22 protein-coding genes are annotated in these 23,369 nt (G+C 66.5%); 12 read left to right on the top strand and 10 right to left on the bottom strand.

Translation table 11 applies throughout. The features are described 5' to 3' along the window. Window positions 1–44: 44 nt before the first annotated feature. Complete coding sequence (locus O3656_RS08630; RefSeq protein ID WP_500063585.1) at window positions 45–950, bottom strand: LysR family transcriptional regulator; 906 nt, start codon at window positions 948–950, stop codon at window positions 45–47. Window positions 951–1,038: 88 nt separating this feature from the next. Between O3656_RS08630 and O3656_RS08625 the strand changes: the two genes are divergently transcribed. From O3656_RS08625 to manA, 4 genes are all read left to right on the top strand, one after another. Beyond that, on the top strand, window positions 1,039–2,100 hold the full coding sequence (locus tag O3656_RS08625) for a YeiH family protein (RefSeq protein WP_500063584.1): 1,062 nt from the start codon (window positions 1,039–1,041) through the stop codon (window positions 2,098–2,100). Window positions 2,101–2,220: 120 nt separating this feature from the next. Then, complete coding sequence (locus tag O3656_RS08620; RefSeq protein ID WP_500063582.1) at window positions 2,221–3,822, top strand: ABC transporter ATP-binding protein/permease; 1,602 nt, start codon at window positions 2,221–2,223, stop codon at window positions 3,820–3,822. Next, entirely contained in the window at window positions 3,819–5,582 is a 1,764-nt protein-coding gene (gene cydC, locus O3656_RS08615; RefSeq protein ID WP_500063581.1) for a thiol reductant ABC exporter subunit CydC, read from the top strand. The genes O3656_RS08620 and cydC overlap by 4 nt, the downstream gene beginning before the upstream one ends. 80 nt (window positions 5,583–5,662) lie before the next feature. Beyond that, window positions 5,663–6,880, top strand: a complete 1,218-nt coding sequence (manA, locus tag O3656_RS08610) for a mannose-6-phosphate isomerase, class I (protein WP_500063580.1) — start codon at window positions 5,663–5,665, stop codon at window positions 6,878–6,880. A gap of 214 nt (window positions 6,881–7,094) precedes the next feature. On the opposite strand, the gene O3656_RS08605 is transcribed toward manA, so the two are convergent. The 6 genes from O3656_RS08605 to O3656_RS08580 all read right to left on the bottom strand — a co-directional run bounded on the left by O3656_RS08605 (window position 7,095) and on the right by O3656_RS08580 (window position 12,718). After that, window positions 7,095–7,787 (bottom strand): type 1 glutamine amidotransferase, encoded by a 693-nt coding sequence (locus O3656_RS08605; RefSeq protein ID WP_500063579.1) that lies wholly within the window; start codon window positions 7,785–7,787, stop codon window positions 7,095–7,097. Window positions 7,788–7,820: 33 nt separating this feature from the next. Continuing rightward, the gene (locus O3656_RS08600) at window positions 7,821–8,894 is read right to left on the bottom strand and encodes a hypothetical protein (RefSeq protein WP_500063577.1); all 1,074 of its coding nucleotides are present in this window, start codon (window positions 8,892–8,894) and stop codon (window positions 7,821–7,823) included. Further along, window positions 8,891–9,523, bottom strand: a complete 633-nt coding sequence (locus O3656_RS08595) for an ABC transporter ATP-binding protein (RefSeq protein ID WP_500063576.1) — start codon at window positions 9,521–9,523, stop codon at window positions 8,891–8,893. The genes O3656_RS08600 and O3656_RS08595 overlap by 4 nt, the downstream gene beginning before the upstream one ends. After that, complete coding sequence (locus tag O3656_RS08590) at window positions 9,508–10,551, bottom strand: hypothetical protein (protein ID WP_500063575.1); 1,044 nt, start codon at window positions 10,549–10,551, stop codon at window positions 9,508–9,510. The genes O3656_RS08595 and O3656_RS08590 overlap by 16 nt, the downstream gene beginning before the upstream one ends. A gap of 24 nt (window positions 10,552–10,575) precedes the next feature. Continuing rightward, complete coding sequence (locus O3656_RS08585; protein ID WP_500063574.1) at window positions 10,576–11,199, bottom strand: hypothetical protein; 624 nt, start codon at window positions 11,197–11,199, stop codon at window positions 10,576–10,578. A gap of 325 nt (window positions 11,200–11,524) precedes the next feature. Beyond that, the gene (locus O3656_RS08580) at window positions 11,525–12,718 is read right to left on the bottom strand and encodes a cobalamin-independent methionine synthase II family protein (RefSeq protein WP_500063573.1); all 1,194 of its coding nucleotides are present in this window, start codon (window positions 12,716–12,718) and stop codon (window positions 11,525–11,527) included. A 322-nt stretch (window positions 12,719–13,040) separates the two neighbouring features. Here O3656_RS08580 and ilvD point away from each other — a divergent pair, with 322 nt between their 5' ends. Then, window positions 13,041–14,888, top strand: coding sequence for a dihydroxy-acid dehydratase (gene ilvD, locus O3656_RS08575; protein ID WP_500063572.1), 1,848 nt, complete (start codon window positions 13,041–13,043; stop codon window positions 14,886–14,888). A 23-nt stretch (window positions 14,889–14,911) separates the two neighbouring features. Next, a complete protein-coding gene (gene lplAB, locus O3656_RS08570; protein WP_500063571.1) occupies window positions 14,912–15,961 on the top strand; it encodes a lipoate-protein ligase LplAB in 1,050 nt (349 codons plus the stop codon). Between the two features lie 67 nt (window positions 15,962–16,028). On the opposite strand, the gene O3656_RS08565 is transcribed toward lplAB, so the two are convergent. Beyond that, window positions 16,029–16,649: a MarC family protein gene (locus O3656_RS08565; protein WP_500063570.1), complete on the bottom strand. Its 621-nt coding sequence runs from the start codon at window positions 16,647–16,649 to the stop codon at window positions 16,029–16,031. 47 nt (window positions 16,650–16,696) lie between these two features. Beyond that, a complete protein-coding gene (locus O3656_RS08560) occupies window positions 16,697–17,395 on the bottom strand; it encodes a YggS family pyridoxal phosphate-dependent enzyme (protein ID WP_500063569.1) in 699 nt (232 codons plus the stop codon). 115 nt (window positions 17,396–17,510) lie between these two features. On the opposite strand from O3656_RS08560, the gene O3656_RS08555 reads away from it, so the two are divergent. The 6 genes from O3656_RS08555 to O3656_RS08530 all read left to right on the top strand — a co-directional run bounded on the left by O3656_RS08555 (window position 17,511) and on the right by O3656_RS08530 (window position 20,394). Continuing rightward, a complete protein-coding gene (locus O3656_RS08555; RefSeq protein WP_500063568.1) occupies window positions 17,511–17,900 on the top strand; it encodes a YccF domain-containing protein in 390 nt (129 codons plus the stop codon). 19 nt (window positions 17,901–17,919) lie between these two features. Continuing rightward, the gene (gene ybaK / locus O3656_RS08550; RefSeq protein WP_007589475.1) at window positions 17,920–18,429 is read left to right on the top strand and encodes a Cys-tRNA(Pro) deacylase; all 510 of its coding nucleotides are present in this window, start codon (window positions 17,920–17,922) and stop codon (window positions 18,427–18,429) included. Between the two features lie 154 nt (window positions 18,430–18,583). Then, on the top strand, window positions 18,584–18,862 hold the full coding sequence (locus tag O3656_RS08545; protein WP_500063566.1) for a type II toxin-antitoxin system RelB/DinJ family antitoxin: 279 nt from the start codon (window positions 18,584–18,586) through the stop codon (window positions 18,860–18,862). A gap of 28 nt (window positions 18,863–18,890) precedes the next feature. Further along, window positions 18,891–19,151: a type II toxin-antitoxin system YafQ family toxin gene (locus tag O3656_RS08540; protein WP_500063588.1), complete on the top strand. Its 261-nt coding sequence runs from the start codon at window positions 18,891–18,893 to the stop codon at window positions 19,149–19,151. 41 nt (window positions 19,152–19,192) lie between these two features. Further along, complete coding sequence (locus O3656_RS08535) at window positions 19,193–19,876, top strand: Pr6Pr family membrane protein (RefSeq protein ID WP_500063565.1); 684 nt, start codon at window positions 19,193–19,195, stop codon at window positions 19,874–19,876. Window positions 19,877–19,929: 53 nt separating this feature from the next. Continuing rightward, window positions 19,930–20,394 (top strand): bleomycin resistance protein, encoded by a 465-nt coding sequence (locus tag O3656_RS08530; RefSeq protein ID WP_500063564.1) that lies wholly within the window; start codon window positions 19,930–19,932, stop codon window positions 20,392–20,394. A 43-nt stretch (window positions 20,395–20,437) separates the two neighbouring features. Here the strand turns inward: O3656_RS08530 and O3656_RS08525 are convergent, their stop codons facing one another. Beyond that, entirely contained in the window at window positions 20,438–23,188 is a 2,751-nt protein-coding gene (locus O3656_RS08525) for a DEAD/DEAH box helicase (RefSeq protein ID WP_500063563.1), read from the bottom strand. Window positions 23,189–23,369 lie beyond the last annotated feature (181 nt).

Below are 23,369 nucleotides of genomic sequence, written 5' to 3'. Positions count from 1 at the left end.
CGAGGCCGTGGCTTCTTTATGTGGTCGCGATGCAAAATTGGTCGTTACCGGTCAGTTCGCGCGATGACGTCCAGGAAGTCTCGTATGTGAGGGGGCGGAGTCGTCCCGGCCCAGATGGCGGTGAGCGGGCGGGTGATCTGGAGATTGTTGATCCGAACTCGCACGAGTCGGCCGGCGCGGGCGTCCTCGGACACGGCGAGGGAGCTCAATACGCCGGGGGCTATGCCGGCCATAATCGCGCTGCGAACGCCGAGCGTGGTCGTCAGCACGGCTGCGGGCTCGGCTGCGAGGGGAAAGCCCGCCTCGGTGAGGGCGTTCTCGAGCGCTTGTCGGGTGCCGCTGCCGGTCTCGCGGAGCACCAACCCAGTGCCCGCCAGTTCACGGACGGACACCCGGCGGGTCTTCGCCCATCGGTGACCGTGCTGCACAACGACTTCGATGGTGTCGTAAGCGACGGTGACCGACCGGAGGCCGGCGGGAACGACAGGGGTCTCGACGAGCCCGAGGTCTGCGGTTCCCTCGCGTATGGCCTCGACGACCGTGCTGCTGTTGGCGGCTGTGAGTTGAACGACCGGGCCGTCATTGCCGTGAGAGATGCGCCACCGGGCGATCCAATCCGGTAGGAGGTGTTCTGCGATCGTGAGGCTCGCGGCGATGCGCATCATCTTCCCGCGATCCGTGCGGAGCGAGTTGACAGCATCCGAGAACTCGTCGGCCGCTGTCAGCAGCGTTGTTCCCCAGCCAACAACCAGCTCGCCTGTCGGAGTCAGTCGGGAGCCCCGTGCGGAACGCACCAGCAGTCGCATGCGCAGATCTTTTTCCAGGTTCCGGATGCGCAGAGATATCGCCTGCTGACTCACGCCCAACTGCGCGCTTGCCGCCGACATGCTGCCTTCCTTCGCGACGAGCGCCAAGACTCGCAGTGCCTCCAAGTCCGGCTCGTAGCGCATCTTCCACCTCCCAGCCACAAGCATAACTTGTATAGCGGACCGTATCTGCCTCTACTCGCGCAAGTGAGTCCCATGAAACAATGGATGCATGACACAGACACAGAACATTGCGACTGCCCGACCGGAACACACGCTGCTTGCCCGAGTCCGCGCGCTCCTGCCCGGGCTTGTCCTCTGCCTGGCCGCGGCCGGAGCATCGTACGGGGTCAGCCTGCTGCTGCCGGGAGTCAGCCCGTTCATTATCGCGATCGTGCTTGGCATACTCCTGGCCAACGTCGTCCGGCTGCCAGCAGCGGCCTCCGACGGCATCGACTTCTCCGCGAAAAAGCTCCTGCGCGCCGGCATCGTCTTCCTCGGACTCCAGCTGGTACTGACCGACATCCTCGACCTCGGAGCCCCAATGCTGGTCGTCGTCGTGTGCATTGTCGCCGGCGGTCTGCTCGGCACCGTTCTCCTGGGGAGGCTGCTGCGGGTTCCATCCGGGCTCTCGCTGCTCATTGCCTGCGGATTCTCCATCTGCGGCGCGGCAGCCGTGGCGGGCGCGGCAGGGGTCACCGACCCGGACGACGAGGCCGAGGAAGACACCATCACCGCGGTCGCCCTCGTGGTGATCTTCGGAACGCTGATGATTCCCCTCGTCCCACTGCTCGCGAACCTGCTTGGCCTGGGCTCCGAGACGGCCGGGATGTGGGCCGGGGGTTCCATCCATGAAATCGCGCAAGTCGTCGCGGCCGGAGGCATCATCGGCGGCGGAGCGCTCACGGTCGCGGTCATCGTCAAACTCGCCCGAGTGCTGCTGCTCGCCCCGGTCGTGGCCATCCTCAGCATCCGGGAGCGCCGTCTCAGCCGTACGGCAGGCGAACCCAGTCAACAGAGGTCGAGTTCGAAGCTGCCGCCCATCGTCCCGCTGTTCATCATCGGGTTCATCGCCATGGTGCTCCTGCGTTCCTTTATCCCTCTGCCGGACTTCGTGCTGACGACCGGCAGGCTGCTGCAGACAGGGTTGCTGGCTGCAGCGATGTTCGGACTCGGCTGCGGCGTCAAGATTCGGAACCTCATCAAGGTGGGCCTCAAGCCCTTCGCCCTGGCCGCGCTCTCCACCCTCCTCGTCGCCACCATCGCCTATTGCGGAGTCACCCTCGCCGGCTGAACATGGCTGGCACCAGGGCGTCACTACGCGCCGCAAACGGTCCAAAGTGACACTGGTGTCAGAACCTAACTAAGGCTATCCTTGGTTGTGTACTCGTGTGTGTCATGCGATAGGAGAACGATGAAACGCGCGATCGTGGTCGTCTGCTCATGGGCAGCGGCCCTGTGCCTGGCGCTCGCCTACCTGGCGATCGGCTGGGGAATCGACAGTGTTGTCGACGGGCATTCCTGGTCGACGTGGTGGATTGCCGTGCTCGGCGCTCTCGGATCGGGTGGGTTCGCGTGGGCGGTCAGTGCCCTGGGCGCATCTCAGATGAACCAGATGGAGCCCGCGCTGCGTCATTCGATGATCCGCCAGGTCTTCGCCCTGGGGCCCTCGCAACGCACCAACGAGCGCGCCGGACGCGTCGTCAACTCTGCCACCGACGGCGTCGAGCGCGTCGCCGCCTACAAAGGCATTTTCCTGGCCCCCATGATTGCGTCGCTGACGACCCCGATCCTCGTCGTCATCGTCATCGCCCTCACGATCGATCCGGCCTCGGGCGGATTCCTCGCGATCGCGATCCCGCTGGTCCCGATCTGCGTCATGGGCTTCCGCAAGGCTTTCAAGCCGGTGTCCTCGCGCTACCGGCACTCCTCCCGCCAGCTCGCCGCCAAGGAACTCGACGCCATCCAGGGCCTGGGCGACCTGGCCCTCATGAACGCCGGCAAGGACATGGGTCAGCGCCTGGCCGAGGCCGCCGAAGAAGTCCGCTCGAAGGTCATGAGCTACCTGGCCGGTAACCAGCTGATCCTCCTCGTCATCGACTCCGTCTTCTCCCTCGGCATGATCACCGGCGCGATCGCCCTCGCCCTCATCCGCTACCGGCAGGGCGCGATCAGCGTCGGCGAGGGCATCTCCCTCGTGCTCCTCTCCTCGATCATGCTCGACCCGCTGGACCGCATCGGCCAGTTCTTCTACATCGGCATGGGCGGCATCGCGGCCAACAAGGAAATCAAGAAATTCATTTCTCAGACTCCTCCCGTCACCGATGAGAAGGGAGTGAAGGTACCCGCGCTCCCGTCCGCCCCCGGCGAGATCGCCCTGTCTGACGTGTCCTTCTCCTACACCGCGGACACCCCGGTCCTGCAGGGCGTAAACCTGACCGTCACCCAGGGCGAGCACGTCGCGCTCGCGGGTCCCTCGGGTGCCGGAAAGTCGACGATCTCGGCGCTGCTGCAGGGCTTCCTGCGTCCGACTCGAGGCCGCGTGAGCCTCAACGGCGTCGACCTGGCTTCCGCGCCCCTGTCGTGGGTACGAGCCCAGAGCGCGGTCGTCGAGCAGACCACGTACCTGTTCTCCGGCACGCTGCGCGACAACCTGCTCCTGGCCGCCCCCGCGGCCACGGACGATCAGCTCATTGAGGCCCTGCGCGCCGCCCACCTCGGCGAATTCTTTGAGTCGCTGCCCGGCGGCCTCGACGCCCGCGTGGGTGCCCGAGGCCTGGCCGTGTCCGGCGGTGAGGCCCAGCGCATCGCGATCGCCCGCGCATTCTTGAAGAACGCGTCGATCATGATCCTGGACGAGCCCACGGCCCACGTGGACCTGGCCTCCGAGCGCGAGATCCTCGCCTCCCTGGAGACCGTGTGTGCCGGGCGCACGACCCTGACGATCTCTCACCGTGACGCCACCATCAAGGGTGCCGACCGCGTCGCGACCCTGCAGGAAGGAACGATCCGATGACCCGCAGGCAACTGTCTCTTCGACTCCTGTCGATCACGCGGCGCGTCCTGCCGCCCCTCGCGGCCTCCATCGCCGCCCGCATCGTCTTCCTCATGATCGGCATCGCCCTGTTCGCCCTGGGCGGCTGGGCCGTCGCCGGCCTCGCGTCGGGGGAGAGCGCGTGGAGCATCGCGCTGATCATCGGCTGTGCGATTGGCCTGAGCTTGCTCAAGGGCCTGGCCCGCTACCTCGAGCAGTTCGCCGGTCACTTCGTGGCCTTCCACTGTCTGGCGATGCTGCGCAACTACTTCTACGACCAACTTGAACCCCAGGCTCCGGCGGGCACGGACCGCCTGGATTCGGGCGACATCATGAACCGCGTGACGAAGGATATCGACCGCGTCGAGGTCTTCTTCGCGCACACGCTCGCCCCCGTCACCACTGCGATCATCGTCCCGATCCTGTCGATCGTGTGGATGGGCACCGCGGTGTCCTGGACGCTGGCCGCCGTGCTGGCTCCCTTCCTGCTGATCGTCGGCGCGGTCATTCCCTTCCTGGGTTCCGGCTCCACCGCGCGCGCGGCGCGTGAGCTGCGCGAGGCCCGGGGCGCGATTGCCGCCCACGTGACCGACTCGGTGCAGGGCGTGCGCGAGGTTCTCGCCTTTGGGGCCGAGGATCGCCGCGAGGCCGAGATGAGCGTGATCGAGGAGCGCATCTCCTCGGGGCTGGGCACCCAGGGCCGCTGGATCGCGCTGCGCCGAGGCCTCAACCAGGCCGCCGTCGCCCTCGGCATCGTCACGGTTGCCATGGTCGCGGGCTCGAACGTGCTCGCCGAAACGCTGACGCTGCCCCAGGCGGGCCTCGCCCTCGGTATCGCGATGGGGTCCTTCGGCCCGGTCCTCGCGGTCGAGGAGTTCGCCGCCGACCTGGATCAGGCCTTCGCCTCGGCCGCCCGGGTCTTCGCGATCACCGACCGCGCGCCCGTCGTCGCCGACCCGGCCGACCCCAAGCCGCTGACCCCCGGCGACATCGAGATCACCGACGTGACATTCGCCTACCCGACGGACGAGGACGTGCCCGCGCCCGCCCCCACGGTCCTGCACGGCGTCAGCATCCACATCCCCGCCGGCAAGCGCACCGCCATCGTGGGCGCCTCCGGATCGGGCAAGTCGACGCTGGCCTCGCTGCTGACCCGCACGTGGGACCCTGCCTCGGGCACCGTCACCATCGGCGGAACGAACGTGGCCGAGGTGTCTTTGCACGACCTGCGCGCGACGGTCGCCTCCGCCCCCCAGCGCCCCTACCTGTTCAACGACACGCTGCGCGCCAACCTGCTGCTCGCCGCGCCCGACGCGAGCGAGGCTGACCTGGAGCGCGCGCTGGAGGCCGTGGACCTCACCGACTGGCTGGCCACGGAAAAGGACGGCCTGGATACCGCTGTTGGCGACATGGGCGAGCGCCTCTCGGGCGGCCAGCGTCAGCGACTGGCCCTGGCCCGCGCGCTCCTGCGAGACGCCCCGATCTACGTGTTCGACGAGGCGACGAGTCAGGTCGACCCGGCCACCGAGGCGCGCGTGCGCGAGGGCATCGCCCGCGTCGCGAAGGGCCGTACGATTGTCGAGATCGCCCACCGCATCAGCGCCGTGCGTGATGCCGACCAGATCATTGTCATGGACGCGGGCCGCGTCGTGGAGACCGGCACCTACGCCGAGCTCCGTGCGCGCGGCGGGGCGCTTGCTGCCCTCGAGGCGCGCGAAACTGCTGCTCAACCCAACGCCTAAGTGACGCGAGCGCGCGGGGGATGGGGCCACGGCCTCGTCCCTCGCGTGTTTGAGCGCCCGATACCGATAGGATTCGACCTATGGAAAGACTGATCGGCTGGACGAAAGCTGACGCGTGGGGCTCCACGAACGCGATCCCCGAGTTCCTGGGGGCCGCCGCCGGGGACGACCCGGTGTCCGAGGTGTGGTTTGGCGCCCACCCGGACGGACCGACACTGCTCACGGGCGGGCAGACCCTCGCCGAGCACATCGGCGAGGACCCCAAGCGAGCCCTCGGCGGAGGCCTGCTCTACGCGTTCGGACCGACACTGCCGTACCTGGCGAAGATCATCGCCCCCGCCCAGACCCTGAGCCTGCAGGTGCACCCGACGAAGGAGATCGCGCGCGAGGGCTACCTCCGCGAGGAGGTCCTGGGGATTGAGCGCACGGACACGCGCCGCGTCTACCGGGACATGAACCACAAGCCCGAGATGATCTACGCGCTCACCGAGTTCAGCGCGCTCGTGGGCTTTCGCGTGCCGCGCAAGGCCCGCCAGCTCCTCGTCGGCCTGGAGGGCGAGCTCGCCGACCGCCTGCGTCACCGCCTCAAGCTGTCCACCGTGCGCGGGGGCCTGCGCTCCCTGGCGACCTGGATCTTCGACGAGGACTCCCCAGCGACCCCCGAGCTCGTCGAAGAGTTTGTGGCCGCGTGCCGCTCCCGCCTCGCGTCCGGCACGTCCCCCTCGCCGCGCACCGACGAACTCGTGAGCGTCCTGGGCGAGAAGCACCCGGGCGACCCGGGCATCATCGTCGCCTTCCTCATGAACCCGGTGTCCCTGCGCCCGGGCGAGGCCGTCTACATCCCGCCGCGCCAGATCCACGCCTACCAGTCGGGCCTGGGCATCGAGGTCATGGCCTCCTCCGACAACGTCGTGCGCGCGGGCCTGACCGGTAAGTACGTGGACTCCGCCCAGCTCGTGGAAATCACCGAGTTCTCGGCCCTGCCGCCCGTGCGCGTGGCACCCGAGCACCCCTCGGCGACAACGGACCGTTTCCTGGCACCCGCCCAGGAGTTCGAGCTGTCGGTGACGACGCTGGCACCCGGCAAGCACGCCTCCCGCGTGGACGAGGTCGCCGTGCCAGGTGAGGGCCCGCGCATCGTCATCGCGACCTCCGGTTCGGTCACCCTGCACGTGAGCGAGGAGCAGGGCGGGGACAGCGTGGAGCTGAGCCGTGGCCAGGCCGTGTTCGTCTCGGCCGCCGAGCGTCGCGTGTGGGCGTACGGCACGGGCTCGTTCGTGCAGGTCGCGGCCCCCTGACCGGGTGCGTCGCGCGCCGCGACGAGGCTGTGAATGGGAACGTTGTCAAGTCGTCCCACGTGGTGGTCTTGGTTCCTGGAAAAGCCTTGTAGCTGCGGCTTTTTCCTTTAAAATAGAAGCCGGGCCTCATCTCCGCTCGCTGCGACGAGGCCCGATTGTCAATCGCAGTGTGGGTACCGCGTGGGGGTGCCCGCACTGCGATTCTGTGTGCGCCTTAGAAGACGCCGCTGACCCAGTCGGCGAGCGTCTTGCAGGTGGAGGCCAGCTCGCCCTCGTGGGCGTCGTATCCGGCCACGATGTCTTCGGTATCAACGTCCTCGTTGTTCACAGCCCACACGGTCGCGGTCTCGCGCGTGACCTCGGGGTGGAACTGGACGCCCAAGGCCGTGCCGTAGGAGAAAATCTGCGTGTATTTGTCCGAGCGCGCCCACTCGCGCGCGCCGTGGGGGAGCTCCACGATGGCGTCGCCGTGGTCGGCGAACACCGTGTGGGTCGAGGCCAGGGCCATGCGCAGGGGGACGGCTCCGCCGCCGCCCGCCTGGTCGTTCGTGCCCCAGGCCAGGGAGATGACGCCGTATTCGGGGCCCGCCGGGTCAGCGACGCTGACGCGCCCGCCGAAGGTCGCGGCGATCAGCTGGGCGCCCAGGCAAATGCCGAGCACTCGGATGCGTGCGGCGACGCAGCGGCGCACGAGTTCGCGTTCTGCTTCCAGCCACGGCCAGGCCTCGTCGTCGTAGGCGTTCGCGCGGCCACCCAGCAGGATGAGGGCACCCGGCAGGGGAGCGACCGCCAGGTCCTGGAGACGCTGCGGGTCCTCCCAGGCGCGCACCACCTCGTGACCGCCGAGGAAGGCGGACAACTGACCCACCGGAACGATCGGGTCGTTTTGAATCACGAGGATGTTCATACATCAATTGTAGTCGCGATCACGCGCAGACACCTATCGGCCCTTAAAGAACGTGAACAGCTGGCGCTCGCGGATCGTCATGGAGGCAATCACGACACCTATGAGCGTCCACGACGCGGCACAGACACCCTCGGTTGCGACCAAACGGATGAGATCGGAGCGATCGTCGGGCGCTGCTCCGCTCAGGATCGTCAGACATATGCCGGAGGTGAGGATGCATGCGCCGCCCACCCACGCCACGGCCTCGAACAGTTGGAGGACCGTCGTATCCGACGTGCGGAGCCCAGCGTGCAGAGCCGAGGCGATCTCGAGGCGACGCCACCATGTGGCAGCGGCCCCTAGCGCGGCACCGATTGCGCTCGCGGCGATCCACGCCCACCAGGTCGGCCTATATCGCAGTCGCCCCGCCGCGTCGAAGGTCGTCCCGCGCGTTGGGTTCATGGCCAGGACCTGGGCATTCTGGTCGTCGCTTCCAACGAGGGTTGAGCGCACCAGGGCATCGACGTCGTCGCTGTGCGGCCAGGATTCGTACCAGCACTCATCGAAGGTCCCCATTGCTGGCACGGGGGCGAGAGCAGCGTAGGCGTAGCCGGGACGACGCCCGTCGTTCTCGTCCCACGGGTACGTGCCCGCGACCTCGGCCTGCCCGTGTGCGAGGGGGAGAAGGGTTCCTTGAGTGGTGCCGAGGTCCTCGGCTACCTGCTCAGGGAGCAGAATTCCCGTCGGATCGGCCGTTGTTGTCCCCAGGAGAGAGACGGTTCCGGGCGTGGCCTCATACAGAGGTAGCGACGAGGCAGGAAGGGCGAGCGGGGACAAGCCGGATTCGACCGAGCGAACGGCTCCTGCACGCACCCCGGGGATTCGCGACAGCGCATCGCAAGTGGCCCCGTCGATGCCGCCTTGCGATTGGAGGACCCGCACTGATCCCAGATGGACACGGAAAGAGGCAGCCTCAACGCTGACGGAACGAAGGGAGAACGCATCGGCGCAGATGATGCCTCCGACCAGGGCGGTGGCGAGGACGGTCAGAATCCCAATGCGGGCCGTCCCGCTCAGGCAGTCCCTCCAGGCCTCGGACAGGAGTGCGCGCCACGAGAGTGTGCTCATCGCTGTTCCTCCTCCTGGAAGTGGGCGAGGTCGATGATGGCATCGCACTGCGCGCGAATCGACGGATCGTGCGTCGCGATCACGACGCTCACCCCGTCCTCGCGCAGCGAGCCGAGCGTGGAGGCGATGTCGCGAGCCGTGGATTGATCAAGCTGCGCGGTCGGTTCATCCACGAGGAGCAGGGTGGGGGAGCATGCGAGCCCGCGCGCGAGGAGCACACGCTGAGCCTCGCCGCCCGACAGATCCCGAAATGGGCGGGTCGCCAGATGCGCCAGATTGAAAGCGTCGAGGAGCCGGTGTGCCTCCACATCGGCCTGCGCCCGGCTCATGCCGCGGGCCAGCAGGGGCAGCGCCACGTGGTCAATCGCGCTGCGCGCGCGAACGCCGAACGGGTTCTGGAAGACCCACGCAATGCGGGGGTTCTGCTCACCAGACGGATGGGGGACGCTGATCGTACCCTCGGCTGGAGTTTCCCATCCCGCGATCAGCGACAGCAGGGTTGATTTGCCAGAACCGGACGGGCCGATGATGGCGGTGAGGGCACCGTCCTCGCAGCGGGCGCTCAGATGGCGAAAGAGCCACGGGCTTGCGGCGAACTTGTGCCCGACGTTGTCTAGCTCGACGGACATGAGCGTCCCTCGACGGCGGTGTCGACGGCGGAGAGCGGGGTCGTTGGCAGGACGTAGGTTCGGCCAAGCTGTGAAGAAACGATAGAGACGGGGATTGGCGCGCCGTCCTCGAAGACGCACGCGTTCGTTGCGTCTCCGACTACTGAGGCCGGCGGGATGACCGTGACGGTGATGGGGGAGGCGAGCTTCCAGGAGACGGGCAGCTGAACGGGTCCATCGCCGCTCGGTGTGGAACGGATGAAGGCTGTGTATTCGCGCGAGGAGAGGATCGTCGCCGTCAGGGTGGGGTCGGTGATGATGCCGTCAGAGGGGACCGGGTAGTCCGTATCCCCCAGGGTGATGACGTGGTCCTCGGGATACGCGTCCGGCGGGACGGAGAGGCGCAAGGCGTCGCGGGAGTCCTCAAGGGTGAGGAGAACGGTCTGTGTATCGACGCTGTCACCCAGGTGAACGGGGACCGACGAAGGGGTGACGGTCGGCGCTGGAATCCACAGGACGCGAGAGGCTTCGATACGGGAGGGGACACCTCCAGCTCCGTCGCTCACGCCCATCGCCGAGGCCAGGGCCGCTCGCGTGGCGGCCGTGACCCGCTGAGAATCTGCGGGAGCCGCATAGCCGAGCCGCGCAAGCTCAGCGTTCAGGGCCGCAATGTCTGGTCCGGTCGCTCCGTCCACCACGTCCTGATAGAGAGGAGTGGACAGGGCTAAGGCAAGAAGGGGAAGGCCATCAATTTCGCAGGGAATGGAACCTGACGTGATGGGAGTTCCCGGTGCTGCCTGGAGGGCCGTGATGCGCCCGGCGATGGGGGAGGTAAGTTCGTGAGGCGAGGCCGGGGGAATTGTGAGGGTGAGGGAGCGCGTGTCGGTGAACTCGCGTGTGGTGACGGGGACCGTCGACGGAGCAGATGACGATGCCAACGAGGCCGGGGTGGGCGGCGAGGCAATGAGGATACCCGCGCTGACCCCGCCCGCACCGGCGATGAGAGCGACAAACGCGGTGAGGGCGAGCCAGCGGCGAGAAGATGCCATCTCAACTCCTGAGGGTGGTTGTGGTCATTTGCTGGGGTCTTCGACGCATCGTTGCCAAATGTCGGGACCCTGGGATGGGTCGATGAAAGGCAGTGCGCTGTCGAGAGGCGTTCCGCTCTCGCGAGCGCGCGCGAGCTCTTGGGCCGTGAAGGACGGCTCAACCGCCTTATTACGGATCAAACACTGCGTGTACAGCTCGTTGAAATCCCGGTGATCCGGGTTGACTCGCATGTCGAACTCGAGCGCCTCGATGATCGGCTGACCGGCATCGGTGGAACAGCTGGAGACAAACTCCTGTTGCTGTTCGGCGGATATGGAGGAGCCAACCGGCTGATCGGGGACGCTCAGCGTGCCACCTGGGCCGAACGATGCGCCGGTGACGCCCTTGTCTGTTAGGCAGCTCAGCACTCGCTGACGCATGTCCTGTAGTTCTGCCTCGCTGATGGCAGAGTCGGCGAGGACAGATTGGACAAACTCGTTGGACGCCCACTCACTGCGCGCCTGCTCAATGTCGGCCGCCCACGGCCCCTCCGCCGCGGGCGTGGTCTGTTGGCAGCCACAAGCCGTGGCGACGATGACAAGAGCGGCAGCGAGCAAACCAACGCGCGAACGGATGGAGTACGTGCCCTCCCTGGTGTTTGCTCCCATGATGTTCTCCCTCGAACAGCCTCGACAATGGGTGCTTACTTCCAGAATAACGAAGAAAGGGCTCCGTTTTCCGCATGACGGAGAAATGAATTGAGAGGGGGATGATCAGATGACCCCAGACGTGCCGCAGCCCCCAATCCCGGAACCCGACGCGGTGTGCGATCCCCACCGCGGCGAGCCGACCCGGAAACGGGGGCTGCAACACACAATCCATTGTGTGACGCCAAGCTCAAAGAACGGGGAGCTTTGGCTGAGAAAACCCTGGGAAAAGCGCGCGGGGTGGATACTCATCCACCCCGCGCGCCCCAGGCCAGCAGTCAGGCGATCACTTCGATGCGAGACGAGCGCCCTCGGCAAGAGCCTCCAGCTTCGCCCACGCAATCGACGGGTAGATGCGGCCGCCCAGGCCACAGTCCGTCGACGCCACTACACGCTCGTCGCCCACAATGTCCGCGAACTGGCGGATACGCTGAGCCACCAGCTCCGGGTGCTCCACAACGTTCGTCGAGTGCGACACGACGCCCGGGATCAGGTACTTGCCCTCAGGCAGTTCGATGTCGCGCCAGATCGTCCACTCGTGCGCGTGGCGAGCATTCGCCGCCTCGAACGTCAGGCCATTCGCGTTCACCAGCAGAGCCAGATCCACGATGTCCTTGAACGGGATATCCGTCGTGTGCGGGCCGTGCCACGAACCCCAGCACACGTGGAAACGCACCAGAGACGGGTCAATGCCCTCCAGCGCGTGGTTCAGCGCGTCAATACGCACGCGCGAGAATGCACGGTAATCCTCAACAGAGGGCTCCGGGTTCATCTGATCCCAGCCCTCCGCGATATCCGGCGCATCAATCTGCACCGTCAGGCCCGCGTCCGTAATGCGCTTGTACTCCTCGCGCAGCACATCCGCGCACGCCCACACCACGGCCTCGTCGTCCTCGTAGAACGCGTTGGCCACGCGAGCCGCCGAACCCGGCGAAATCGCCGCCACGAAACCATCCGACACGGGCTTGCCTGCCGCCTCCAGCGCGTGCTTCGTGCCCGTAATATCGCGCTCCACGGCCTCGGCACCGATATAGGTCAGCTCACCCGTGATCGTCGGGAACGCGATCGGGTTGCGGTTCGCAATGTGAATACCCGAATCCGGATCCGCGTATGCGTCCGCGAAACGCTGCCAGTCGCGGCGCTCAGCGAACGACGAGAAAGACAGGCGACCGTCACGGCCAGCCGGAGGACGCACATCAAAACGCTGCACGTCCTCAAAGGACAGCCCACCGAAACGCGAGAAGGAATACGTCCACCACGCGCCGTAATCAACCGTGTCGATCATCGCGTGACCGTACTCGCCGTCATTGACGATATCCAGGCCAATCTCAGCCTGACGCTTCACAACGCCGTCAACCTGATCCTGCAGCAGCGACGTGAAGTCAGCCTCGCCGAGCGAACCCTCACGGCGCGCACGATTCGCCTCGATCAGCTCGGGGGTGCGGGGCAGGGAACCAACATGAGTGGTGCGAATGGTCATCGCAGTCCTTTCTCTAATCTGTGCACCCAGCCTACGTTTCGCGCGTCGAGAACGAGGCCGAATGTCCGAAGCGTGACCAATGCGATCAACTACTCATCTGACAAGACGCTAATTCACGCACGTGCTCCTTGCGTTTTCCTTGCAATCACGCCCACAAGCGTCCACCCACTGACACGGCGACCCACTCACCACAGTCCCCGAAATCCCGCGCGAAAACCGCCCCCACCCAGCCCCGGCCTCGTCCATGAGACGAAACCCGCACGGAAACGCAGCGCCCACGCTCCTACTGTTGAGTCATTACAAGGCAAAAGAAAGGCACATCATGAGTCGCCCGCTGCGCTCGGCAACATCCACTCAAGGCCGCAACATGGCCGGAGCGCGCGCCCTGTGGCGCGCCACGGGCATGACGGACGGCGACTTCGGCAAGCCGATCATCGCCATCGCCAACTCCTACACCCAGTTCGTCCCCGGCCACGTGCACCTGAAGAACATGGGCGACCTCGTCGCCGGAGCCATCGAAGCGGCCGGCGGCGTCGCCAAGGAATTCAACACGATCGCCGTCGACGACGGCATCGCCATGGGACACGACGGCATGCTCTACTCCCTGCCCAGCCGCGACCTCATCGCCGACTGCGTCGAAACCATGGTCAACGCGCACCGCGCCGACGCCCTCGTGTGCATCTCGAACTGCGACAAGATCACCCCCGGCATGCTCCTGGCCGCCATGCGCCTGAACATCCCCACCATCTTCGTCTCCGGCGGCCCCATGGAATCCGGTGCCGCCGTCGACGGCGTCGTCGAGCACCGCCTCGACCTGATCGACGCCATGGTCATGGCCGTCGACGACTCCGTCAGCGACAACCAGCTCGCCAGCATCGAAGCCAACGCGTGCCCCACCTGCGGCTCCTGCGCCGGCATGTTCACCGCGAACTCCATGAACTGCCTCAACGAGGCCATCGGCCTGGCCCTGCCCGGCAACGGCACCACCCTGGCCACCCAGATCGAACGCAAGAAGCTCTTCACCGAGGCCGGCACGCGCATCGTCGACATGTGCCGCGCCTACTACGACAACGAGGACGACTCGGTCCTGCCGCGCTCCATCGCCACCAAGGAAGCCTTCGAAAACGCCATGAGCCTGGACGTGGCCATGGGCGGCTCCACCAACACCGTCCTGCACATCCTCGCCATCGCCAACGAGGCCGGCGTCGACTTCACGCTCGACGACATCGACGCGATCTCGCGCCGCGTGCCCTGCCTGTGCAAGGTGGCCCCCAACTCCACGACCTACCACATCGAGCACGTCCACCGCGCCGGCGGCATCCCCGCCCTGCTCGGCGAGCTCGACCGCGCGGGCCTGCTCCACCGCGACGTCCACTCCGTCCACTCTGACAACCTGGAGAACTGGCTGGGCGCGTGGGACGTGCGCAGCGGGAGCGCCACCGACGAGGCCAAGCACCGCTTCCTCGCCGCCCCCGGCGGCGTGCGCACCACCCAGGCTTTCTCGACCGCCAACCTCTTCGAGTCCCTCGACACCGACTCCGTCTCCGGCTGCATCCGCTCCGTCGAGCACGCCTACACGAAGGATGGCGGCCTGGCCGTTCTCTACGGCAACATTGCCGCCAACGGCGCGATCATCAAGTCCGCCGGCATCGACGAGTCCCTCTTCCACTTCGTCGGCAAGGCCTTCGTCGTCGAATCCCAGGAGGAAGCCGTCGAGGCCATCCTCAGCAAGCAAGTCAAGGAAGGCGACGTCGTCGTCATATTGTACGAGGGCCCCAAGGGCGGCCCCGGCATGCAGGAAATGCTCTACCCGACCTCCTACCTCAAGGGCCTGGGCCTGGGCAAGAAGTGCGCCCTCATCACCGACGGCCGCTTCTCCGGCGGCACGTCCGGTATTTCTATCGGTCACATCTCGCCCGAGGCCGCGGCCGGGGGTGCGATCGGCCTTGTGCGCACCGGCGACGAGATCGAAATCGACGTCAACAACCGCGTCCTGCGCGCTAACGTGAGCGACGAGGAACTCGAGCGCCGCCGCGCCGAAAAGGGCGCCGCGCCGTGGAAGCCCTCCAAGCCTCGCCCCCGCCAGGTCTCCGACGCCCTGCGCGTCTACGGCATGCTCGCTGCGTCCGCCGACAAGGGCGGCGTGCGCGTCCTGCCCGACTGGGCGTGAGCGGAGCGCCTACAATCGTGGGCATGCATGGAGAGTACAAAGTCCCCGGAGGAAAGCTCGTCGTCGTCGACACCGACGTGGAGGAGGATCGCCTCGCGCGCGTGAGCGTGTCCGGCGACTTCTTCCTCGACCCCGACGACGCGCTCACCCGGATCACCGCGTCCCTCGAAGGGGCCCCGGCCTCGTCGAGCGCGAAGGATCTGGCTGCGCGCGTGGAGGGTGCCCTCCACGAAGGCGACACCCTCATGGGGGTGACCCCCGAGGCCGTCGGCATCGCCGTACGCCGCGCGCTGGGTGCCGCCCTGTCGTGGGACGACATCGACTTCGACGTCATCCACGGCCCCGTCGTCGACCCGATGATTAACGTCGCCATGGATGAAACCCTGGTCGAAGACGTGGCCGCGGGGCGCCGCAAGCCGTTCATGCGCCTGTGGGAGTGGAACGGCCCGCAGGTCGTCATTGGTTCCTTCCAGTCCTACCAGAACGAAATCCAGCAGGACGGCGTGGATCGATACGGCATCACCGTGTCGCGGCGCGTGACCGGCGGCGGTGCCATGTTCATGGAGCCCGGCAACTGCATCACCTACTCGCTCGTCATCCCCACCGCCCTCGTGGAGGGAATGAGCTTCGAGCAGGCCTACCCCTACCTGGATCAGTGGGTCATGGAGGTCCTCGAAAAGCTGGGCATCAAGGCTAAGTACGTGCCGCTCAACGACATCGCCTCCGAGTTCGGCAAGATCGGCGGCGCCGCGCAGAAGCGCTGGGCCAACGGCTACATGGTCCACCACGTGACCATGGCCTACGACATCGACGCCATCAAGATGAACGAAGTCCTGCGCATCGGCATGGAGAAAATCCGCGACAAGGGCACCCGCAGCGCCGTCAAGCGCGTGGACCCCATGCGCTCTCAGACCGGCCTTCCCCGCGAGGAGATCCTCCAGGCGTTCTTCGATCACTTCAAGGAGAAGTGCAACGCCACGGTCGGCACCATCACCGACGAGGACCTTGCAGTTGCGCGCGAGCGCTGCGAGACGAAGTTCGCGCGTGAGGAGTGGGTGCACCGCATCCCCTGAGCGCCCGCGTTTTCGTGGCTGCCCGCTTCAGTTTCGTCTCATCGACGAGGCCGGGGCGGGCTTCCGCTTAGAAGAGCTGGAGTGCGCGCACCCCGTGGATGATGAGCTCGACGCCGATGACGAGGATCAGGAAGCCCATGATGCGCACGATCGCGCCGACTCCGGTGGCACCCAGCTTGTCGATCCAGGGCGTGCCGTAGCGCAGCAGCAGCGCGATGACGGCGGCTGTCACCGCGATTCCCAGGACGATGCCGACATGAAAACCGATGGCCGTGTTGCGGGCGGCCAGCGCGATAACCACGCCGATCGAGCCGGGCCCCGCGATGAGGGGGAGTGCCATGGGGGAGAAGGATACGTCCGGCTTGGAGGTCGCGTGCTGAGCCTCCTCGTGGGTGGCACGGCGCTTGTTTTCCAGCATCGAGAAACCCGAGTGCGCGACGACCAAGCCACCCGCGATCTGCAGCGAGGGTAGGTCGAAGCCGAAGAAATGCATGATGAGCGAGCCGCTGACCGCGAACACCGTCAGGATGGCGAACACGTAGATGCCTGTCTTCCATGCCTGCGAGCGCACAGCAGCCGGAGCATTGTCGGCGGTGAGTCCTGCGAACGCCGCGAGACCCCCGATCGGGTTGGTGATCGGGGCGAGCGCAAGGATCGCGGCGGACATTCCAGCGAGAACAGTCATCATGCGGACAATCCTAGTCGTCGCTGTGCTCGCGCGAACGAGCGGTCCGCTCAGGCGCGGCGTTCTCCGAAGATAGCGGTCCCCAGGCGCACGATTGTCGCCCCCTCGGCGATGGCCCACTCCAGGTCGCGGCTCATGCCCATCGAGAGCGCCAGGTCCGACTCTTCGACGCCCAGGCGAGATGCGGCCTCGTCCCTGATGCCGCGCAGCTGCGCGTAGGCGGCGCGCACGTCGGCCTCGACAGGGGAGTTCAGGCCCACCGTCATGAAGCCCGCGAGCTGCAGGTGGGCCGAGGCCTCGACCGCGTCGATCAGCTCGGAGACGTCGGCGGGGTCGCAGCCGTGCTTCGTGGCCTCGCCCGAGACGTTCACCTCAACGAACACCGGGAGCGTGCCGGTCGCGCGCGCGTCGATCTTCGCAGCCAAAGAGGGGGAGTCCAGCGACTCGATCGCGTCCACGCAGGCCAACGCGTGGTTGATCTTGTTGGACTGCAGGGGGCCGATTAAGTGGATGCGCGCGCCGGGCACCTCGCGGATCGCCTCCACCGTCGCGCGCGCCTCCTGCACGCGGTTGTGGCCGAGCAGGATGGGCAGGCCCGCCTCACGCAGGGCAGCGGCGGCTTCGCGGCATTCCTCGGGCGTGCGCGTCTTGACCGCCAGCTCCAGGTGCACCGAATCGGTGCGGCCGCACGCGGATGTCGCGCGGTCGATGCGGTCGCGGGCAGCGGCGATGGCCTCGGGAATACTCATGCCCTCATGGTACGCGCGGAGTAACTTTCAGGGGCCAATCAGGGGCGACTCAGGGACATCTGAGCGGCGCGGCGTGTCAGACTAGTATGTTCACAGATCAACGAAAGGACACGCCATGCGTACCCTGCTCAACATCATCTGGTTCCTCTTCGGAGGGCTCCCGCTCTTCCTGGGATACCTCCTCGCGGGTGTCGTCGCCTGCATCTTCATCGTCACGATCCCCGCGGGCGTGGCCTGCTTCCGCATCGCCGGATACGTGCTGTGGCCCTTCGGTAAGAGCGTCGTCGACCAGCCGGGCGCGGGCACGGGCTCGGCTCTCATGAACCTCGTGTGGTTCCTCGTTGCGGGCCTGTGGCTCGCCATCGGCCACGTCACCACCGCCGCCGCGCAGGCCATCACGATTGTCGGCATCCCGCTGGCCATCGCCAACCTCAAGATGATCCCGATCACCTGCTTCCCCTTCGGCAAGGCCGTCATCGACGACCCGAGCGCATCCATCCTCTGACGCGTCCTACACTGGGGTCATGGCTCGGAAACACAACAAAGAACACGGCGGCGGCCCCACCCACGCCATCGAGGCGCTCACGGCGGCCGGCGTTGCTTTTACCATCCACGAGTACGAGCACGACCCGGCCGCCCGGGCGTTCGGTGAAGAAACCGTTGAAAAACTGGGCATTGACCCCACCCAAGCGTTTAAGACGCTCATGGTACGCCTGGAGCCCACCGGCGAGTTCGTCGTCGGTTGCGTGCCCGCCCTGGCTCACCTGTCCATGAAACTGATCGCCAAGGCCGCAGGTGCGAAGAGCGCCGCCATGGCCGACCCTGCCGTCGCACAGCGCCGCACCGGCTACGTCGTGGGCGGGATCAGCCCACTCGGGCAAACCACTGCGCACCGGCTGTTCATCGACTCGGCGTGCCTGGACCACGAGACCATGATCGTCTCGGGCGGGCGCCGAGGCCTGAGCGTCGAACTGAGCCCCCTCGACCTCGTCGAGCTGACGGATGCTGAGGTCACGGACCTCGCCCAGGTCTGACCCCGGCCGGATTTAAACTCCGACTCGGCTGTTTGAGCATGCCGACTTCAATTGCGGGAATCCAGTCGATACCCGTGCATACTCAGGCATCTGTCACACATCTGATGGGCGTTGTACAATGAAAGTCGTACATTCGTCTGAAAGGTGTGGCGATATGAAAACGGCGACGCTGAACATGCGTGTGGATCCAAGTGTGAAGGAAGAAGCTGAGAGGGTGTATGCCCAGTTCGGCATGAACCTCACGGATGCTGTCAATGTATTCCTTCATAAGTCGATCATGGAGGGCGGCTTGCCCTTCGACTTGCGCCAACCTCGCTATAACGCTGAAACTGAGCTAGCTATGCGCGAGGCTCGCGACATCGCCGCAGGGCGTGTTGCCGCTACCCGTTACGCGTCCGCGGCACAAGCGTTCGCGGATGTCGATGATGAGTGAGCCTCAGCGGGGCCAGCGTGCCCTCGTGATGACCAGTCAATTCAAGAAGGATTTGAAGAGGGCTCGTAAACGAGGGCTTCCTATCAAGGAGCTTGAAGCGGTCATTGACCTCATTCTTGCGGGTGAAGTGTTGCCTCCCCAGCGGAGGGATCATCTCCTGACTGGGAACTATGCGGGTTTTCGTGAATGTCATATTCGGCCAGATTGGCTGTTGATTTATCTGGATGAGCCGGAGATCTGCGTCGTGACGGCAATTCGTACGGGATCCCACTCAGACCTGTTTCAATAACCGCTGTTTGCTTCCGTGAGATACGAGATCATATGGTTGACATGACTGAACTAAGCCGCCGCGGGCGCGCCGCCTACTGGGTGGTTGCCGCCCTCGCCTGGGCGGGCGTCGCTGCCACCCTCATCATTACGGCCTTCGATGGCTACGCTGCGCCGACATACGTCGAGGAGGGCCTGTTTGCAGGCGCCGCTCACGGCTGGGCGGGTGCGCCCGAGCGTCTCATCAATTGCCTGTCCTACTTCACCGAGCTATCCAACATCATGGTTGCGATCATCTCGACCCTCCTCGCGCGCCGAGGCCGCGTCGGGGCGTGGGGGAGGGCCACGCACCTGTGCGCGCTCATGATGATCACCGTGACCGCCATCGTTTATGCGATCCTCATCGGCCCCTACGAGGTCCTCTCCGGCTTCGCGCTCGTCACCAACCCGCTGCAACATATCGTTGTCCCCGCCGCCTTCGTGGGGACTGCTGCGCTCGCGGGTCCGCGCGGCGGCATTACGTGGGCGACGCTGGGACGCGCCCTGCTGATTCCGGTCGCGTGGGTGGCGTACACGCTCGTGCGAGGCTCCTTCACGCACCAATACCCCTACGGCTTCGTGAACGTCTGGCGCATCGGCTACGCGCAGGTCGCCATCAACATCGTCGCGATCCTGATCGGTGCCCTGCTTTTCATGGCGCTCTTCGCGGGCGCGGACTGGCTGATTCGCAAGGCGTCTCGGCGCTGACGGTCTGTGCGTCTCCCGGACACAGTCCCGTATGGGGTTGCTAGAGTGAGGCAATGAGCAGCGAACCCGGCCTCGTTCCAGAACTTGCAGTCACGGACTACGAGGCCTCCAAACGATTCTGGTGCGACCTCGTTGGCTTCTCTCTGAGATACGAGCGTCCCGAAGAGGGATTCGGATACCTCGTTTTAGGTAGCGCGCACCTGATGCTCGACCAGATCAACCAAGGCAGGACGTGGGCGACCGGCACGCTTGAGGCCCCACTCGGTCGCGGGATCAACCTCGAGATCCAGGTTGCACCTCTGGACGCCGCGTGGGAGCGCCTCACGCAGGCGCAGTGGCCGATCTTTGTTGAACCCGAAGAGAAGTGGTACCGGGCGGGCGATGTGGAGATCGGCGTCCGGCAGTTCCTCATCCAGGACCCCGACGGATATCTCGTGCGCCTCCAGGAGGAGATCGGAGAGCGGCCCATGTCCAAGGCGCATCCGGATCGGCCGTGGGATCTACACAGCAGCGACTGAGGGCCGCTGTTTCGCCCACGCGGTGAAGGTGGGGTGACGAACCCTAGCGCGGCCCGACCGTGACCGTCGCCAGGGCAACCCTGCCAGCCTCGTCCGAGGCGGGCACGTCCACGAGGGCGACGATGCGCCAGTCCATGTCCTCCTCCGGGTCGAACAGGGTCTGCGTGGCCAGCCAGAACGTGCCGGCCGCAGCCTGATCGACTGCGTCCGCGATCGCCTCGATGCGCACGGCCTGGGCGTGCTCGAAATCAGAGGAAACCACAGCGGGGGCCAGCTCCAGCACGTCCTCGCGGGTCGGGGCCTCGTTCAGGGAACACAGTGACAGGGCGCGCGCACGCTGGTCGATGCCGATCCACTCGTGCTCCGCCCAGTAGCGCTCGAGCACCGCGTCCCACTCGTCCTCGCCCCACGGGGCGACCACCGGGGTGCGCGAGGCCTCGTCCAGACGCGCCAAGGCCTCGACGTTGTCGCGGCTCATCGCCTCCACGCGCTCGAACAAGGCACCGCGGATCGCCGTGCGGAACGCGTGACGGTTCGCGCTGAAGGGAACGGTCCCGTCCTCCCGCGCGCCAAACGCCAGCTCCGCGCCCTCCGTGCCGTCGCCCTCGGACGCGGGGAGGGCCTGACCCGTGGACATGGCCTCCCACTCGTCCAGCAGCGAGGAGTCGACCGCGCGGATCAGCGCCGACAGCCACGCAATGATCGAACGCAGCTCGTCCGTCATCAGCTCGTCCGGCACGATCTGGCGCAGCGCACGGTATGCGTCCGTCAGGTAGCGCAGCACGATGCCCTCGGAGCGACCCACGTCGTAACGGCCCACGATCCCCGTGAACGTCAGCGCGTTCTCGATCATCTCGCGCACCACCGACTTCGGGGAAATCTCCTGATCCTCAATCCACGGGTTCGCGTGCAGGTACACCGCGAACGCGTCGCCCAGCAGATCAGCCAGCGGGCGCGGCCACGTCACCTCTTCCAGCGCGGCCATGCGCTCGTCGTACTCCATGCCCTGCGCCTTCATCGCGGCCACGGCCTCGGCCCGTGCCGCCTTCTCCTGCGCGAACAGGAGCGGACGCGGATCCTCCAGGACCGACTCGATGACCGAAACGACGTCCAGGGCGAAGGTCGGGGACTCCGGATCCAACAGTTCGAGAGCCGCCAGCGCAAAGGGGGAGAGCGGCTGGTTGAGCGCGAAGTCATCCGGCAGGTCGGTGGCCGCACGCAGGCGAGGCTCACCCGACGCCGAGGCCTCGGCTGAAGACACGTGCTCGACGACGCCCGCCTGCTTCATCGACGTGTAGATCTCACCTAGGCGGCGCAGGTGCGGGTTGCGATCCGTGGGCGGATCGTCGTTGTTGCGCGCCAGCCACACGAGGTGCTCGCCCGGGTCACGCCCGGCCGTAGGCGCACCGGCCAGCACGTTGAGGACCATCGCGTGCGTCATCTCGAAGCGACTGGTGAGCTGCTCGGGAGCCGCATCCACCAGGCGCTCGAAGGTCGAGCGCGTCCACGAGATCTCGCCCTCGCCCGGGCCCTTGCGTTTCTTCGCGGACTTCTTCGCGGCGCGCTTGGCCTCGCGGGCGTCGCGTGCGGCCTCCTGTGCGGCGCTCAGGCGTGCGCGCTCGCGGGCGGCGTCGACCTCGTGCTCGGGGGCCAGGACGCGCACGAAACCGACCGTGTCGAAGCCGGCGCGGCCCGCGCGGCCCGCGATCTGGTGGAACTCGCGCGCGCTCACGTGACGCATGCGGCGCCCGTCGTACTTGACGAGCGACGTCATCAGCACCGTGCGGATCGGCACGTTGATGCCCACGCCCAAGGTGTCCGTGCCGCACACGATCGGCAGCAGGCCCGCCTGCGTGAGGCGCTCGACGAGGCGGCGGTAGCGCGGCAGCATGCCCGCGTGGTGCACGCCGATGCCCTGCGCGAGCAGAGACTTCAGGGTCTGCCCGAAGCCCTTCGTGAACGACACGCCCGCCAGCTGGGCGGCAATCGCCTTCTTCTGCTCGGGCGAAATCAGCGAGGAACGGTCAAAGGACTGCGCGGTGGCCACCGCGTCGCGCTGGGAGAAGTGCACGATGTAGACGGGCCAGCGGCCCTCGCTCAGCAGCCGCTCCACCGTGTCGGGCAGGCGGTCCACGACGTACTCGAACTCGAGGGGCACGGGACGCTCCGCGTCGTCGATGAGGGACACGTCGCGCCCGGTGCGCTCCTTCCACGCGCGCTCGAAACGCGTCGTGTCGCCCAGCGTCGCGCTCATCGCCACCACCTGCGGGGTCCGCAGCTCCAGGAGCGGCACCTGCCATGCCCAGCCGCGCTGACGGTCCCCGTAGAAATGAAACTCGTCCATGACGATCATGTCCGCATCCAGCGTGGGCCCCTCACGCAGCGACTGGTTCGCGAGGATCTCGGCCGTGCAGCAGATGATGGGCGCGTCGGCATTCAGGGAGACGTCACCGGTCACCATGCCGACGTTATCCGCGCCGAACAGGGACACCAGATCGAAAAACTTCTCCGACACCAGTGCCTTGAGTGGTGCCGTGTAGTAGGACCGACCCCCGTGTGCCATCGACGTGAAGTGCGCGGCCAGCGCGATCATCGACTTGCCCGACCCCGTGGGGGTCGCCGCAATCACGTGGTTACCCGCCAGGATTTCGACCAGGGCCTCCTCCTGGTGGGGGTAGAGCGGACGCCCGGTTCCCTGCGCCCACGACACGAAGGCCTCGTACAGGGCATCGTCGTCGCCCAGGCGGCCCTCGTCCTCCAGGTCGTCCAGGATCTCGTTCAAAGTCGCGCTCATACTCCCATTGTCCCAGAGTGCGCCCACGTCTGCGTCCCCGCACCGCCGGGCCCTTCCCGCAGCTCATCGACGAGGCCTGGGCCAGTCAGGCGGAGACGCGTGGCCGTGCACGTGGCGAGACGTCGCCTGCCGGGTACGAAGCCCTGTGGCAAGATGAACGGGTCCCATTACAACGCGCGGG

It is taken from the genome of Pauljensenia sp. 27098_8_83, assembly GCF_041432695.1.
GTDB lineage: Bacteria > Actinomycetota > Actinomycetes > Actinomycetales > Actinomycetaceae > Pauljensenia.
This window is presented reverse-complemented; position numbering and strand designations above follow the sequence as displayed.

Coding starts and splice junctions, on each gene's coding strand:
- O3656_RS08630 (WP_500063585.1), bottom strand. CDS start 950: ATGCGCTACGAGCCGGACTTGGAGGCACTGCGAGTCTTGGCGCTCGTC.
- O3656_RS08625 (WP_500063584.1), top strand. CDS start 1,039: ATGACACAGACACAGAACATTGCGACTGCCCGACCGGAACACACGCTG.
- O3656_RS08620 (WP_500063582.1), top strand. CDS start 2,221: ATGAAACGCGCGATCGTGGTCGTCTGCTCATGGGCAGCGGCCCTGTGC.
- cydC (WP_500063581.1), top strand. CDS start 3,819: ATGACCCGCAGGCAACTGTCTCTTCGACTCCTGTCGATCACGCGGCGC.
- manA (WP_500063580.1), top strand. CDS start 5,663: ATGGAAAGACTGATCGGCTGGACGAAAGCTGACGCGTGGGGCTCCACG.
- O3656_RS08605 (WP_500063579.1), bottom strand. CDS start 7,787: ATGAACATCCTCGTGATTCAAAACGACCCGATCGTTCCGGTGGGTCAG.
- O3656_RS08600 (WP_500063577.1), bottom strand. CDS start 8,894: ATGAGCACACTCTCGTGGCGCGCACTCCTGTCCGAGGCCTGGAGGGAC.
- O3656_RS08595 (WP_500063576.1), bottom strand. CDS start 9,523: ATGTCCGTCGAGCTAGACAACGTCGGGCACAAGTTCGCCGCAAGCCCG.
- O3656_RS08590 (WP_500063575.1), bottom strand. CDS start 10,551: ATGGCATCTTCTCGCCGCTGGCTCGCCCTCACCGCGTTTGTCGCTCTC.
- O3656_RS08585 (WP_500063574.1), bottom strand. CDS start 11,199: ATGGGAGCAAACACCAGGGAGGGCACGTACTCCATCCGTTCGCGCGTT.
- O3656_RS08580 (WP_500063573.1), bottom strand. CDS start 12,718: ATGACCATTCGCACCACTCATGTTGGTTCCCTGCCCCGCACCCCCGAG.
- ilvD (WP_500063572.1), top strand. CDS start 13,041: ATGAGTCGCCCGCTGCGCTCGGCAACATCCACTCAAGGCCGCAACATG.
- lplAB (WP_500063571.1), top strand. CDS start 14,912: ATGCATGGAGAGTACAAAGTCCCCGGAGGAAAGCTCGTCGTCGTCGAC.
- O3656_RS08565 (WP_500063570.1), bottom strand. CDS start 16,649: ATGATGACTGTTCTCGCTGGAATGTCCGCCGCGATCCTTGCGCTCGCC.
- O3656_RS08560 (WP_500063569.1), bottom strand. CDS start 17,395: ATGAGTATTCCCGAGGCCATCGCCGCTGCCCGCGACCGCATCGACCGC.
- O3656_RS08555 (WP_500063568.1), top strand. CDS start 17,511: ATGCGTACCCTGCTCAACATCATCTGGTTCCTCTTCGGAGGGCTCCCG.
- ybaK (WP_007589475.1), top strand. CDS start 17,920: ATGGCTCGGAAACACAACAAAGAACACGGCGGCGGCCCCACCCACGCC.
- O3656_RS08545 (WP_500063566.1), top strand. CDS start 18,584: ATGAAAACGGCGACGCTGAACATGCGTGTGGATCCAAGTGTGAAGGAA.
- O3656_RS08540 (WP_500063588.1), top strand. CDS start 18,891: ATGACCAGTCAATTCAAGAAGGATTTGAAGAGGGCTCGTAAACGAGGG.
- O3656_RS08535 (WP_500063565.1), top strand. CDS start 19,193: ATGACTGAACTAAGCCGCCGCGGGCGCGCCGCCTACTGGGTGGTTGCC.
- O3656_RS08530 (WP_500063564.1), top strand. CDS start 19,930: ATGAGCAGCGAACCCGGCCTCGTTCCAGAACTTGCAGTCACGGACTAC.
- O3656_RS08525 (WP_500063563.1), bottom strand. CDS start 23,188: ATGAGCGCGACTTTGAACGAGATCCTGGACGACCTGGAGGACGAGGGC.